Source organism: Agromyces sp. NPDC029043 (genome assembly GCF_055564615.1).
On record NZ_JBVHVX010000003.1, the window covers coordinates 65,527 to 77,526 of the forward strand.

The window sequence follows — 12,000 nt, forward strand, 5'->3', positions numbered from 1 at the left end:
TCGGGCGCGGCGGCTACTCCGCACCGGCCGGGGCGGTGCCCTCCCGCAGCTCGCGCGCCAGGTGCGCGACCACCGACGTGAGGTCGCCGTCATGGTCGGCGGCGACCTGCAGCTGGCGCTGGTAGCTCGCGCCGCCGTCGAGCGTGCGCCGCACGCGATCCAGCTCGATCGCGCAGCCGAGCCGCTGCGCGGTCGGCGCCAGGGTCTCGAGGAGGTCGCGCAGGTCGTCGACGACGTGCCGCTCGGTGCCCGCGACATCCGTGATCACCTCGGCGTCCATGCCGTAGCGGGCCGCACGCCACTTGTTCTCGCGTACGTACCAGGGCTGGAGCACCCGCAGGGTCTCGCCGTCGTCGAGGCGGCCCGACATCCACTCGACGAGGCACTGGATGAGCGCGGCGATCGCGCCGATCTCGTCGGCCGACGACACGCCGTCGCACACGCGGACCTCGACCGTGCCCCAGCGCGGCGAGGGACGGATGTCCCACCGCACCTCGGTGTGGTCCTCGATGACGCCCGTGCGGACGAGGTCGTCGACGTAGCGCTCGTACGCGTCCCAGTCGGGCAGCGGGTACGGCAGCCCCGCCGTGGGCAGCTGCTGGAACATCAGCGCACGGTTCGAGGCGTACCCCGTCTCGACGCCCGCCCAATACGGGCTCGACGCCGATAGCGCCTGCAGGTGGGGCACGTAGGCGAGCATCCCGTCGAGGATCGGCAGTGCCTTGTCGCGTTCCTCGATGCCGACGTGCACGTGGATGCCCCAGATCATCATGTTGCGACCCCACCAGCGGGTGCGGTCGATCAGCTTGTGGTAGCGGGGCTTGTCGGTGAGCCGCTGGTCGTACCACTGGCTGTAGGGGTGGGAGCCGCTGCAGATGAGCTCGTACTCGCCGAGGCGGTCGAGCACCGCGCGCACCTCGGCGACCTGACCCGTGAGGTCCTCCACGGCGCCCGCGACCCTGTGGTGCACCCCGCTCACGAGCTCGACCGTGTTGGTCAGCAGCTCGGACGTGATGAACGGATGCGGCGTCCCGTCCGCTCCGCCGAGCTCGGCCAGCACACGGTCGCCGACGGACGCCAGCTGGCCGCTCGCACGGTCGACGATCGCGAGTTCCCATTCGATGCCCACGGTCGAGCGCTCGGATCGTGCGAACTCGATCGGCATGGCAGCCCTCCATTCGCGACGAGCGGGGGATCGTGCGGCAATCATCGCACGGTGCCGGGCCGGCCCGGTGCTGCGGCGTAACGAACGCGTACGATGTGCCGCATGATGTATCACCACGGCGGCGACCCGTGAACGGCAGCCCGATGCGCGTGCTCGAGGTGCTGAGCCTGCGCGAGCAGGTCGAGCGCACGCTCTCGTCGCGCATCGTGACGGGCGAGTTCGCGCCCGGCACCGTGCTGACGGTGCCGACGCTCGCGGGGGAGTTCGGCGTGAGCGCCACGCCGGTCCGCGAGGCGATGCTCAACCTCGCGCGGCGCGGCTTCCTGAGCCCGCTGCGGAACCGCGGGTTCCAGGTCACCGAGGTGTCGGTCGAGGAACTGCGCGAGCTCGGCGAGGTGCGCGTGCTGCTCGAGGCGCCGCCGATGCGGCTGCTCGCGGGAACCCTCACCGACGAGACCGTCGAGCGCCTGGCACGGCTGGCCGACGAGATCGTGCGGGCCGGGCGCGAGGGGCGATTCGAGGACTACCTCGAAGCCGACACGACGTTCCACCTGACGCTGCTCGAGCTCACGGGCAACCGGCACCTCGTGCGCCTGGTGCGTGAGCTCCGCCAGCAGACGCGGCTGGTGGGCCTCGTGAGCCTCGTCGACTCCGACGCGCTCGAGCACTCCTCGCTCGAGCACGCGGAGCTCGTGAGACTGCTCGTCGAGGGCGACGGCGAGGGGGCCGAAGCGCTGATGCGCCGGCACATCGGCCACGTCGCCGGCCTGTGGAGCGGGCGCCGGGAGGCATGAGCACGCGGATGTTCCGCTTCGTCGGCGCCTGAGTAATATGTCACGTACCACAGAAGGGGGCCGGGCCATGCGAGTCGTCGTGATCGGTGCAGGTGCCATCGGGGCCGCGTGCGCTCTCGCCCTCTGCGAAGCGGGCGCCGACGTGGTGGTGGTCGATCGCGAGGGCGTCGCGGCCGAGACCTCGAGCCGCTGCGAGGGGAACATCCTCGTCTCCGACAAGGCTCCGGGCGCCGAGGCCGACCTCGCGATCCTCGCCGTCCGTGCCTGGCGCGACCTCGCCGCCCGGCTCGACGACGATCGCGCGCCCGGCCAGCCCTCCACCGAATTCGAGGCGAAGGGCGGCGTGGTCGTCGCCTTCGAGGGCGGTGCCGCCCCGCTCGACGGATTCGCCGCATCGCAGCGCGCGACCGGGATCCGCGCCGACGCCGTCCCGCTCGACGAGCTACGGCGCCTCGAACCGCACCTCGGTCCCGAGATCGCGCAGGGCATCCACTACCCCGACGACGCGCAGGTGCAGCCGAGCCTCGCCACGCAGGCCATGCTCGCCCGAGCGCGCCGCCTCGGCGCCGAGCTGCGCATCGCCGAGGTCACCGGTCCGGTGCGCGACGGGAGCCGCCTGGCCGGCGTCGTCACGACGGACGGCGCGATCACGGCCGACGCCGTCGTGAACTGCGCCGGTCCGTGGGCCGGTGAGGTGGCCGCGCGACTCGGCGCTCGCCTCGCCATCCGCCCCCGGCGGGGTGCGATCCTCGTCACCGCGCCCATGACCCAGCGAGTGTTCCACAAGGTCTACGACGCCGACTACGTCGGTGCGGTCGGATCCGGCGATGCCGCCCTGCAGACCTCCACGGTCGTCGAGTCGACGCCCGCCGGGACCGTGCTGATCGGATCCAGCCGGGAACGTGTCGGGTTCACGACGGCCGGCACGCTGGCGCCCCTCGCCGAGATCGCCGCGAAGGCGACGCGGCTCTTCCCGTTCCTCGCCGACACGATGCTCCTGCGCAGCTACATCGGCTTCCGGCCCTACACGCCCGATCACCTCCCCGCGATCGGTGCCGACGGCCGGCTCGAGGGACTGTTCCACGCCGCGGGCCATGAAGGCGCCGGCATCGGCCTCGCGCCGACCACCGCCGAGCTCATCGCGCATGCCGTGCTCGGCGCGCGGGCGCCGCTCGACCCGGCACCGTTCCTGCCGACGCGCGCGAGCCTCGAGGAGGCGGCGTGAGCATCCGCGTCGCGATCGACGGCGACGCGCTCGAGGGGCGCGACGGGCAGACCATCGCCGGCCTCCTCATCGGCGCCGGGCATCGCACGTGGCGCACGGTCGGCGGCGCCGAACGCGGCGTGTTCTGCGGCATCGGGGTCTGCCACGACTGCCTCGTGACCGTCAACGGCGTCGAGGGGGTCCGCGCGTGCCAGCGCACCGCACAGGACGGCGATGTCATCGAACGGGAGTCGCGATGAGCCGACGTGTCGTCGTCCTCGGCGCGGGCCCGGCCGGACTCGCCGCAGCGCAGGCCGCGCTCGCGCGCGGCGCACGGGTCTCCGTGATCGACGAGGGGGAGCGCCTGGGCGGCCAGTTCTGGCGGCACCACGACCGGCTCACCGATCCGCGGATGCAGCACCGGTGGTCGCGCTTCGAACGCCTCCGCGGGGCGCTCGACCGGGCCGACGTGCATGCCCGGGCGAGCGTGTGGCGCGTCGAGGTCGACGGCGGGCTCCGGGTGCATGCCCTCGTCGGCCCCGCTGATTCCACGCGCCGGACGGCCCTCGCGATCGACGCCGACGCCCTCGTCATCGCCACGGGCGCGCACGATCGCGCGCTGCCGCTGCCCGGCTGGACCCTCCCGGGCGTAGTAACCGCCGGCGCCGCGCAGGCCCTCGCCAAGCGCGACGGCGTCGTCCCCGGCCGGCGCACGGTCGTCGCGGGCGCGGGACCCTTCCTGCTGCCCGTCGCCGCGAGCATCGGCCTGGCGGGCGGCACGGTCGCGGAGGTCGTCGAGGCTGCCGGGATGCCCGCGATCGTACGGGGCTGGGGCCGCGCCCCGTGGCGGCTGACCGGCGTCGCAGGAAAGACGGGCGAGCTCGCCGGGTACCTCCGCGACCTGCTCCGACACCGCACGCCGTACCGCTTCGCCAGCGCCGTCACGCGCGTCCACGGCGAACGCGGTGTGGAGGCGGTGACCGTGCAGCGCATCGACGCCGACTGGCGCCCGGTCGCCGGCACCGAGCGCGTGGTCGACTGCGACTCGGTCGCACTCGGCCACGGGTTCACCCCTCGCCTCGAGGCGGCGATCCAGGCCGGCTGCGCCATCACGCCGCAGCGGTTCGTCCAGGTCGACGATCGCCAGGCCACGACCGTGCCCGGCGTGTTCGCGGCCGGCGAGGTCACCGGCATCGCCGGCGCCGACGCGGCGCTCGCCGAGGGAGCGGTCGCCGGGTTCGCGGCAGCGGGCGGCGAGCTCGACGACCCGCGCCTGCATCGGGTCCTCGCTGCGCGGCGGCGCCTGCACGCCTTCGCCGAACGCCTCGAGGTCCACGCCATCCGGCCGGGGTGGACGGCCTGGCTCGACGACGACACCATCGTCTGCCGCTGCGAGTCGGTCACCCGCGCGCGCATCGCCGAGTACGCGGACGCGTCGAGCCGGGGCATGCGCCTGGCCACCCGCGCCGGCCTCGGCGCATGCCAGGGCCGCACCTGCGGCCGAAGCGTCGAGGCGCTCGTCGCGCCATCCGTCGACTACGACCACCGGCCGATCCTCGCCCCGATCCGCATCGGGGAGCTCGCCGGACTCCACGACCACCGCCCACCGCACCAGGAGCAGGAATGACCGAGCAGACCATGGACCTCGGCGGCGTCGTCGTCGCCACCACCCTCGCCTTCCGGGAGGACGCCTCGGCGCCGGCCGGCCTCGCCGTCGACTACGACCGGTTCGCCGAGCACGTCGACTTCCTGATGTCGAACGGATGCCGCGGCGTCGGCCCGAACGGATCGCTCGGCGAGTACTCGTCCCTCACCGACGAGGAGCGCCGCACGGTCATCAAGGTCGCCGTCGACGCGGTCGACGGGCGTGGGATCGTGATCGCCGGCGCGCACGGGGTCGGCAGCCACCAGGCCCGGAAGTGGGCGGAGGCCGCGCGCGAGGACGGCGCCGACGGGGTGCTGCTGCTGCCGCCGACGCTGTACCGCGCCAACGAGGGCGAGGTCGTCGCCCACTATGAGGAGGTCGCGAAGGTCGGCCTGCCGATCATGGCCTACAACAACCCGTTCGACACCAAGGTCGACCTCGTGCCCTCGCTCGTGGCGAAGCTCGCCGAGATCCCCGAGGTCGTGGCGATCAAGGAGTTCTCGGGCGACGTGCGGCGCGTCTACGAGATCAGGGAGCTGTGCGACATCGACGTCATCGCCGGCGCCGACGACGTGCTGTTCGAACTCATGGTGAACGGCGCCGTCGGCTGGTTCGCGGGCTACCCCAACGCCTTCCCGAAGGAGGCGGTCGAGCTGTACGACCTGTGCGCCGCTGGCGAGTGGCACGAGGCGAAGTCGCTGTACGAGCAGCTCGTGGCCGTGTTCCGCTGGGACTCGCGCACCGAGTTCGTGCAGGCGATCAAGCTCTCGATGGACCTCTGCGGCAACTCCTACGGCGGCCCCACCCGGCCGCCGCGCGGTCCGCTCTCGGCGGAGCAGCATGCGCAGGTCACGGCCGACACCGAGCGCGCGCTCGCAGCCCTGGCGGCGCGCTGATGCGTGCGCGTCGCGTCATCTCGGCCGTCGACTCGCACACCGAGGGCATGCCGACGCGCGTCGTCACGGGCGGCGTCGGCCGCATCCCCGGCGCGACGATGAACGAGCGGCGGCTCCGGGCGATCGAGCAGCTCGACGGGCTCCGGGGATTCCTGATGAACGAGCCGCGCGGCCACGCCGCCATGTCGGGCGCGCTCCTGCAGCCGCCCGCGCGCGACGACGCCGACTGGGGCGTGGTGTTCATCGAGGCGAGCGGCTTCCTGCCGATGTGCGGCCACGGCACCATCGGCGTCGCGACCGTCCTCGTCGAGACCGGCATGGTCGAGGTGACCGAGCCGGTCACCGAGATCCGCCTCGACGTGCCCGCCGGCCTCGTCGTCGCGCGCGTCGAGGTCGAGGACGGCCGCGCGAAGCGCGTCACGATCGAGAACGTGCCGAGCTTCGTGGAGCGGCTCGACGAGACGATCGAGGTCGCGGGCTACGGCGAGGTACCCTACTCGGTCGCCTTCGGGGGCAACTTCTACGCGCTCGTCGAGCTCGACGCCGTGGGCCTTCCCTTCGACCGGTCCCGCCAGGACGACATCCTGCGCGCCGGGCTGGCGATCATGGACGCGATCAACGCGCAGCGGCCGCCGCGCCATCCCGAGCTCTCGGGCGCAGATCACGTGCACCACGTCGAGTTCATCGCGCCAGGATCCGACGCCGTGCGCTCGCGGCACGCGATGGCGATCCATCCCGGATGGTTCGACCGCTCGCCGTGCGGCACCGGAACGAGCGCGCGCATGGCCGAGCTCCACGCGCGCGGCGAGCTCGCGCTCGAGACCGACTTCGTGAACGAGTCGTTCATCGGGAGCGAGTTCACCGGCCGGCTGCTGCGCGAGACCGAGGTCGGCGGCCTGCGCGCAGTCGTGCCGACCATCTCGGGCCGCGCCTGGGTCACGGGCATCGGGCAGTACGTGCTCGACGAGGATGACCCGTTCCCCGAGGGCTTCGTCTTCTGACGGATGCGGCGGCGCCACCCCCGCGGGTGCGCCGCGGCGAGGGCCGCGCTCGACGAGGTCAGCGGAGGCTGAACCCGTCGGCGAGGGGATCGCCCTCGTCGAGTTCGAACTCGCACCGGCCGACGCGATGTGCCAGCCCGCTCACCTCGGCGATCACGCCGTCGGCCGTGCGTTCGGCGACGCGCGCGACGAAGCGCGTGCCGATGATCGAGTCGTGCGTGAGGAATTCGCCGTCGCGGAGCTCGCCGGTGTGCGCGAGAAGCGCCACGCGGGCCGCGGTGCCCGAGCCGCACGGGCTGCGGTCGACCTCGCCGTCGGCGAAGACGGCGACGTTGCGCTGCCACGGCCCCTCGGCGGTGCGGCCCAGGTCGTCGACCAGGATCGTGCCGTACACGCCGGAGAGGCGTGCGTCGTCGAGTCGCGCGGCCGGGTGCTCGTCGAGCGCCCACTTGATCTCGCGGCCGAGCCGGATGAGCTCGCCCGTGTGCTGCGGCGTGACCTCGAGGCCGAGGGCCGCGGCGGGCAGCGTGGCGTAGACCGCGCCGCCGAAGACGAGGTCGACCTCGACCTCGCCTCGCGTGGTCGTCAGGCGGATGCCGAGTTCGAGCACGCGCGACTCGACGTTGCGGAAGACGACGCCGCGCGTCCGGCCGCCTTCGCGCTGCACCCGCGCCTGCACGCGGCCGCTGGGGACGTCGATCGTGACGACCGCCTCGCCGTCGTCGGGTGCCGCGACCCGGCCCGTACGGACCGCCCACGCTCCGAGCGCCATCGTGCCGTGCCCGCACGCGGTCGAGAAGCCGTCCTTGTGCCAGAACAGCACGCCGAAGTCGGCGCCGTCGTCGTCGGGCGGCGTCAGGAACCCGCCGTACATGTCGTCGTGCCCGCGCGGCTCGAGGCAGAGGAACCGCCGCACGTCGTCGGCGACACCCGTCATCGCGTTCACCCGCCGCTCCGCGACGGTCGCTCCGTCGGTGGCGACGCCGTCGACGATGCGGAACGGCTCGCCCGCGGTGTGCCAGTCCTCGGTGCTCCAGCGCATCATTCCGTCCGTCCGGTGCCCGCGGCACCCGTCTCGAGCACGAGGCTCGCGATCGCGAGGTCCTGCCATCCCATGCCGCAGGTCTTGAACACGCGCGGTCGGTCGAAGCGCACCGGTTCGCGGCCGCCGAGGATGTGCGCCATCGGCACGACGGCATCGGGGGAGAGGCGACCCTCTGCGACGGCCAGGATCACGTCGCCCGCCTCGGAGCGTGCGACGCGCTCGGTCTCGACGACGACCTGCGCTCGGCCGAGGAGTGCGCCGGGCAGTTCACGTCGGTCGGGCTCGTGGGACCCGACGGCGACGATCGCGGTGCGGTCGGCGACGAGGCCGGAGTGGAAGAGCGGCTCCGACGCGGTCGACGCGCAGACCACGAGGTCGGCCTCGGCCACCTCGTCCGGGGTGCCGACCGCGACGTCCGCCGTCGGCGCGAGGTCACGCGCGGCCGCAACAGCACGTTCGGCCTTCTGCGCATCGCGGCCGACGAGGCGCACGCGTCGGAGGTCGCGGATCGAGGCCAGCGCCTCGACGTGGCGCAGACCCTGCGGGCCGGTGCCGAACACGACGAGCGATGAGGCGTCGGGCGTCGCGATGACGTCGAGCACCGCCGCCGACACGGCCGGCGTGCGCAGGCTCGTGAGTGCGGTGCCGTCGACCAGCGCGACCGGGGCGAGCGTGGTGCCGTCGAGCACGACGTAGACCGCCTGGATCCGCTCGAGGCCGCGCGCAGGGTTGCCGGGGGCGACGGTTGCGAGCTTCTGCCCGGCGAGGCCGCCGATCGCGGACGGCATCAGCAGCAGCTGCCCGTTCGGCACGTCGACGACGGAGCGTGGCGGATCGTCGTCGGGATCGAACCCCGAGCGCACGAGGTCCTGGACGGCGCGGATGGCGGCGGGCATCGTCGCCCGACGGGCCACGGCGCCGGCGTCGATGAGCACGAGGGAGTCGAGGACGCCGGGCATGGGCCAAGTGTAGGAGTGATGCGTACCACGTCACGCCTTCCGGACGGACCCCCGCCCGAGCCGCCGGTGGCCGGGTTCGCGGCATCCGTCTGCATCTGGCAGAATAGGCGGTTGGATCGCCGCCCGACCCTCTATCCGGCCGTGATCCGACCCTTCGAGCTTCCGCCGGGTGTGCACCCCACGCTCCAGGCGATCGGTTCAACCTCTTTCTACACATTCTGGAGAATCGTGGCTGTCAAGATCCGTCTCAAGCGGCTCGGCAAGATCCGTGCCCCGTACTACCGCATCGTCGTCGCCGACTCGCGCACCAAGCGCGACGGTCGCGTGATCGAGGAGATCGGCAAGTACCACCCCACCGAGAACCCCTCGTTCATCGAGGTCGACTCCGACCGCGCCCAGTACTGGCTCTCCGTCGGCGCCCAGCCGACCGAGCAGGTCGCCGCCATCCTCAAGCTCACGGGCGACTGGGGCAAGTTCAAGGGCGACAAGAACGCCAAGAGCACCGTCCGCACCGCCGAGCCCAAGGCCGGCTTCACGGTCGACGAGACCAAGAAGTCCGTCGTCAAGCCCAAGGCCGAGAAGCCCGCCGAGAAGCCCGCGGCCGAGGAGCCGGCTGCCGAGGCCGCCGACGAGACCGCGTCGGACGAGGCGTAGGCCTTGCTCACTTCCGCGCTCGAGCACCTCGTCAAGGGAATCGTCGATCACCCTGACGAGGTGAAGGTCGTCTCCGCGTCGAGCGCGCGCGGCGAGGTCCTCGAGGTGCACGTGCACCCCGAGGACCTCGGCCGCGTCATCGGGCGCTCGGGTCGCACTGCGAAGGCGCTGCGCACCATCGTCGCCGCCCTCGCCGACGGGCGCCGGGTCCGAGTCGACGTCGTCGACACCGACGACTGACGTGGCCGAGCCGAACCGCCCGCAGCGATTGCGCATCGGTCGACTGACCAAGGCGCACGGGCTCAAGGGCGCCATCAAGCTCGAGCTCTACACCGACGATCCCGAGCGACGCTTCGTCCCCGGCGCGGTGTTCTCCCTGCAGGTGCCCGAATCCTCGCCGTGGTACGGCAAGGAGCTGACCTTCCGCGAACTGCGCTGGTACAACGGCCACCCCGTCGGATTCTTCGAGGGCGTCGACGACCGCACCGCGGCCGAGGGCCTGGTGAAGGCCATCCTCTGGGTCGACCAGCCCGTCGACGAGACGCCCGAGCCCGACGCCTGGTACGACCATCAGCTCGTCGGCCTCTCCGTCGTGCGCGAGGGCGAGAAGATCGGCGAGGTCGCCCACGTCGACCACCTGCCCGCGCAGGACCTGCTCATCGTGAGCACGCCCCGCGGCGAGGTGATGGTCCCCTTCGTGTCGGCCATCGTGCCCGAGGTCGACATCGCGGCGGGCACCGTGACCGTGACCCCGCCGCCCGGCCTCTTCGAGGAGCTGCCGGACGAGCCTCGGGACGACCGGAGCGGCGAGGCCCCCGACGGCGAGGCCCCCGATGACGAGGCCCCCGGTGGCGAGCCCGAGGCATCCGGCCGCCCCGAGTCCGACTAGGATCCCGGGCGTGCGGATCGACATCGTCACGATCTTCCCGTCGTTCTTCGACGTGCTCGACCTGTCGCTGCTCGGCAAGGCGCGACAGACGGGCCTGATCGACGTGCGCACGCACGACCTGCGCGACTTCGCCCACGACCGGCACCGCACGGTCGACGACACGCCGTACGGCGGGGGCGCCGGCATGGTCATGAAGCCCGAGCCGTGGGGCGAGGCGCTCGACGCGATCGTCGGCGGTGCGGCATCCGAGGCCCTGCTCGTCGTTCCGTCGCCGGCGGGCGAGCCGTTCACGCAGGCGGTCGCGCGCGAGCTCGCCGCCGAGGCGCACCTCGTGTTCGCGTGCGGCCGCTACGAGGGCATCGACCAGCGCGTCGTCGACCACTACGCGTCGCGCATGCGCGTGCGGCTCATCAGCCTGGGCGACTACGTGCTCAACGGCGGAGAGGTGGCCGCGATGGCCATGATCGAGGCCGCCGGACGGCTCGTGCCCGGCGTGGTCGGCAACCCCGAGAGCCTCGTCGAGGAGTCGCACGAGGACGGCCTGCTCGAGTACCCGAGCTACACCAAGCCCGCCGTCTGGCGCGGGCTCGAGGTGCCGCCCGTCCTGCTCTCCGGGCACCACGCGCGCGTCGCCGAATGGCGGCGCGAGCAGCAGGTGGAGCGCACTCGGCGCGTGCGCCCCGAACTCCTCGCGGATGACGCGGCGACGACCCCTGAGTGAGGGACTCTTCACGCGCCGGAAACACGCGGGTGCGCTTCGCGAAACACCCCCTGCATAGCGTCGAAACCGGCGGGTGACACCGGATTCCGCCGGAGAGCGCGGGTCGGGAGATGGGTCGGACGAGTGGATCCGGGGCACCGGCGGAGCACGTCGGTCTTCCGCCCCTCCGCCTCGTCGCCGTGACCCACGGCACCCCCTCGACCGCCAACCGCGAGGCGGTCATCCGCCTGGTCGACGGCGTCGCCTCCGCCCGCCCCGACCTCGGCGTCTCCATCACGTTCGTCGACGCCAGCAACGTCGACGTCAGCTCCGCCCTCGAGGCCGCAGCCGAACCCGATGCGGTCATCGTGCCCCTCGTGCTGTCCGCCGGCTTCCACGTCCGCACCGGCCTGTCGCTCGGCCTCGACCGCATCGGCGGGTCCGCGCGGCTGGCGCCCGAGCTCGGGCCCGACGAGCGCCTGGTCGAGGTGCTCGCGCAGCGACTCGACGAACTCGGGCTCGCGGCGGGCGACACCGTGCTGCTCGCCGCCGCCGGATCGAACGATCCACGCGCGGTCCGCGAGTGCTTCGAGACGGCGCGCCGGCTCGGCCAGCGGCTCGGCCGCTCGGTGACCGCCGGGTTCATCGCCGCCGCGATCCCGCGGCTGCCCGACGCCATCGAGATGATCCGCGAGGTGCACCCGGGCTCGCGCGTCGTCGTCGGACCGTACCTGCTCGCACCCGGCACGTTCTACGACCAGGCCGCGGCATCCGGCGCCGACCTCATCGCCGACCCGCTGCTGCTGCCCGACGAGCCCGCACCGGCGGCGCTCGTCGACCTCGTGCTCGACCGCTACGCCGCAGTCGGGCAGGAGCGGCGCGAACGCGCCTGAGCCCGCTGTGCGTCGGCACCCGCCCGGTGTCGCGCGATACCTGGTTCGGGCGAGGGGGGGGGGGGGGGGGGGGGGGGGGGGGGGGGGGGGGGGGGGGGGGGGGGGGGGGGGGGGGGGGGGGGGGGGGGGAGGGGGGGGGGGAGGTGGGGGGGTTC

General features: G+C 73.1%; 14 protein-coding genes. 11 read left to right on the top strand and 3 right to left on the bottom strand.

Annotated features, from left to right (window positions below):
* Positions 1 to 13: 13 nt before the first annotated feature.
* On the bottom strand, positions 14 to 1,165 hold the full coding sequence (locus tag ACZ4TW_RS05605) for a glutamate--cysteine ligase (protein ID WP_465541001.1): 1,152 nt from the start codon (positions 1,163 to 1,165) through the stop codon (positions 14 to 16).
* Positions 1,166 to 1,293: 128 nt separating this feature from the next.
* On the opposite strand from ACZ4TW_RS05605, the gene ACZ4TW_RS05610 reads away from it, so the two are divergent.
* The 6 genes from ACZ4TW_RS05610 to ACZ4TW_RS05635 all read left to right on the top strand — a co-directional run bounded on the left by ACZ4TW_RS05610 (position 1,294) and on the right by ACZ4TW_RS05635 (position 6,705).
* Entirely contained in the window at positions 1,294 to 1,959 is a 666-nt protein-coding gene (locus ACZ4TW_RS05610; protein WP_465541003.1) for a GntR family transcriptional regulator, read from the top strand.
* Between the two features lie 67 nt (positions 1,960 to 2,026).
* The gene (locus ACZ4TW_RS05615) at positions 2,027 to 3,184 is read left to right on the top strand and encodes an NAD(P)/FAD-dependent oxidoreductase (RefSeq protein ID WP_465541005.1); all 1,158 of its coding nucleotides are present in this window, start codon (positions 2,027 to 2,029) and stop codon (positions 3,182 to 3,184) included.
* Positions 3,181 to 3,423: a (2Fe-2S)-binding protein gene (locus ACZ4TW_RS05620; RefSeq protein WP_465541007.1), complete on the top strand. Its 243-nt coding sequence runs from the start codon at positions 3,181 to 3,183 to the stop codon at positions 3,421 to 3,423. Before ACZ4TW_RS05615 ends, ACZ4TW_RS05620 begins: the two co-directional genes overlap by 4 nt.
* The gene (locus ACZ4TW_RS05625) at positions 3,420 to 4,790 is read left to right on the top strand and encodes an FAD-dependent oxidoreductase (protein ID WP_465541009.1); all 1,371 of its coding nucleotides are present in this window, start codon (positions 3,420 to 3,422) and stop codon (positions 4,788 to 4,790) included. The genes ACZ4TW_RS05620 and ACZ4TW_RS05625 overlap by 4 nt, the downstream gene beginning before the upstream one ends.
* Positions 4,787 to 5,704 carry a dihydrodipicolinate synthase family protein gene (locus ACZ4TW_RS05630; protein WP_465541011.1) on the top strand — a complete coding sequence of 306 codons (918 nt, stop codon included), beginning with the start codon at positions 4,787 to 4,789 and terminating at the stop codon, positions 5,702 to 5,704. The genes ACZ4TW_RS05625 and ACZ4TW_RS05630 overlap by 4 nt, the downstream gene beginning before the upstream one ends.
* The gene (locus ACZ4TW_RS05635; protein ID WP_465541013.1) at positions 5,704 to 6,705 is read left to right on the top strand and encodes a proline racemase family protein; all 1,002 of its coding nucleotides are present in this window, start codon (positions 5,704 to 5,706) and stop codon (positions 6,703 to 6,705) included. The genes ACZ4TW_RS05630 and ACZ4TW_RS05635 overlap by 1 nt, the downstream gene beginning before the upstream one ends.
* Positions 6,706 to 6,763: 58 nt before the next feature.
* Here the strand turns inward: ACZ4TW_RS05635 and ACZ4TW_RS05640 are convergent, their stop codons facing one another.
* Positions 6,764 to 7,747 (bottom strand): proline racemase family protein, encoded by a 984-nt coding sequence (locus tag ACZ4TW_RS05640; protein ID WP_465541014.1) that lies wholly within the window; start codon positions 7,745 to 7,747, stop codon positions 6,764 to 6,766.
* On the bottom strand, positions 7,747 to 8,709 hold the full coding sequence (locus ACZ4TW_RS05645) for an ornithine cyclodeaminase family protein (RefSeq protein WP_465541016.1): 963 nt from the start codon (positions 8,707 to 8,709) through the stop codon (positions 7,747 to 7,749). Before ACZ4TW_RS05645 ends, ACZ4TW_RS05640 begins: the two co-directional genes overlap by 1 nt.
* 228 nt (positions 8,710 to 8,937) lie before the next feature.
* Here ACZ4TW_RS05645 and rpsP point away from each other — a divergent pair, with 228 nt between their 5' ends.
* From rpsP to ACZ4TW_RS05670, 5 genes are all read left to right on the top strand, one after another.
* The gene (gene rpsP / locus ACZ4TW_RS05650; RefSeq protein ID WP_465541018.1) at positions 8,938 to 9,363 is read left to right on the top strand and encodes a 30S ribosomal protein S16; all 426 of its coding nucleotides are present in this window, start codon (positions 8,938 to 8,940) and stop codon (positions 9,361 to 9,363) included.
* Positions 9,364 to 9,366: 3 nt separating this feature from the next.
* Entirely contained in the window at positions 9,367 to 9,603 is a 237-nt protein-coding gene (locus tag ACZ4TW_RS05655) for an RNA-binding protein (RefSeq protein WP_092669556.1), read from the top strand.
* 1 nt (position 9,604) lies between these two features.
* Positions 9,605 to 10,252, top strand: coding sequence for a ribosome maturation factor RimM (rimM, locus tag ACZ4TW_RS05660; protein ID WP_465541021.1), 648 nt, complete (start codon positions 9,605 to 9,607; stop codon positions 10,250 to 10,252).
* A gap of 10 nt (positions 10,253 to 10,262) precedes the next feature.
* Positions 10,263 to 10,973: a tRNA (guanosine(37)-N1)-methyltransferase TrmD gene (gene trmD / locus ACZ4TW_RS05665; protein WP_465541023.1), complete on the top strand. Its 711-nt coding sequence runs from the start codon at positions 10,263 to 10,265 to the stop codon at positions 10,971 to 10,973.
* A 179-nt stretch (positions 10,974 to 11,152) separates the two neighbouring features.
* The gene (locus tag ACZ4TW_RS05670) at positions 11,153 to 11,845 is read left to right on the top strand and encodes a sirohydrochlorin chelatase (protein WP_465541025.1); all 693 of its coding nucleotides are present in this window, start codon (positions 11,153 to 11,155) and stop codon (positions 11,843 to 11,845) included.
* Positions 11,846 to 12,000: the final 155 nt, after the last annotated feature.

Bases quoted from the DNA above. Each gene is read 5' to 3' on its own strand.
- ACZ4TW_RS05605 (WP_465541001.1), bottom strand. From the start codon at position 1,165: ATGCCGATCGAGTTCGCACGATCCGAGCGCTCGACCGTGGGCATCGAA.
- ACZ4TW_RS05615 (WP_465541005.1), top strand. From the start codon at position 2,027: ATGCGAGTCGTCGTGATCGGTGCAGGTGCCATCGGGGCCGCGTGCGCT.
- ACZ4TW_RS05625 (WP_465541009.1), top strand. From the start codon at position 3,420: ATGAGCCGACGTGTCGTCGTCCTCGGCGCGGGCCCGGCCGGACTCGCC.
- ACZ4TW_RS05630 (WP_465541011.1), top strand. From the start codon at position 4,787: ATGACCGAGCAGACCATGGACCTCGGCGGCGTCGTCGTCGCCACCACC.
- ACZ4TW_RS05635 (WP_465541013.1), top strand. From the start codon at position 5,704: ATGCGTGCGCGTCGCGTCATCTCGGCCGTCGACTCGCACACCGAGGGC.
- ACZ4TW_RS05640 (WP_465541014.1), bottom strand. From the start codon at position 7,747: ATGCGCTGGAGCACCGAGGACTGGCACACCGCGGGCGAGCCGTTCCGC.
- ACZ4TW_RS05645 (WP_465541016.1), bottom strand. From the start codon at position 8,709: ATGCCCGGCGTCCTCGACTCCCTCGTGCTCATCGACGCCGGCGCCGTG.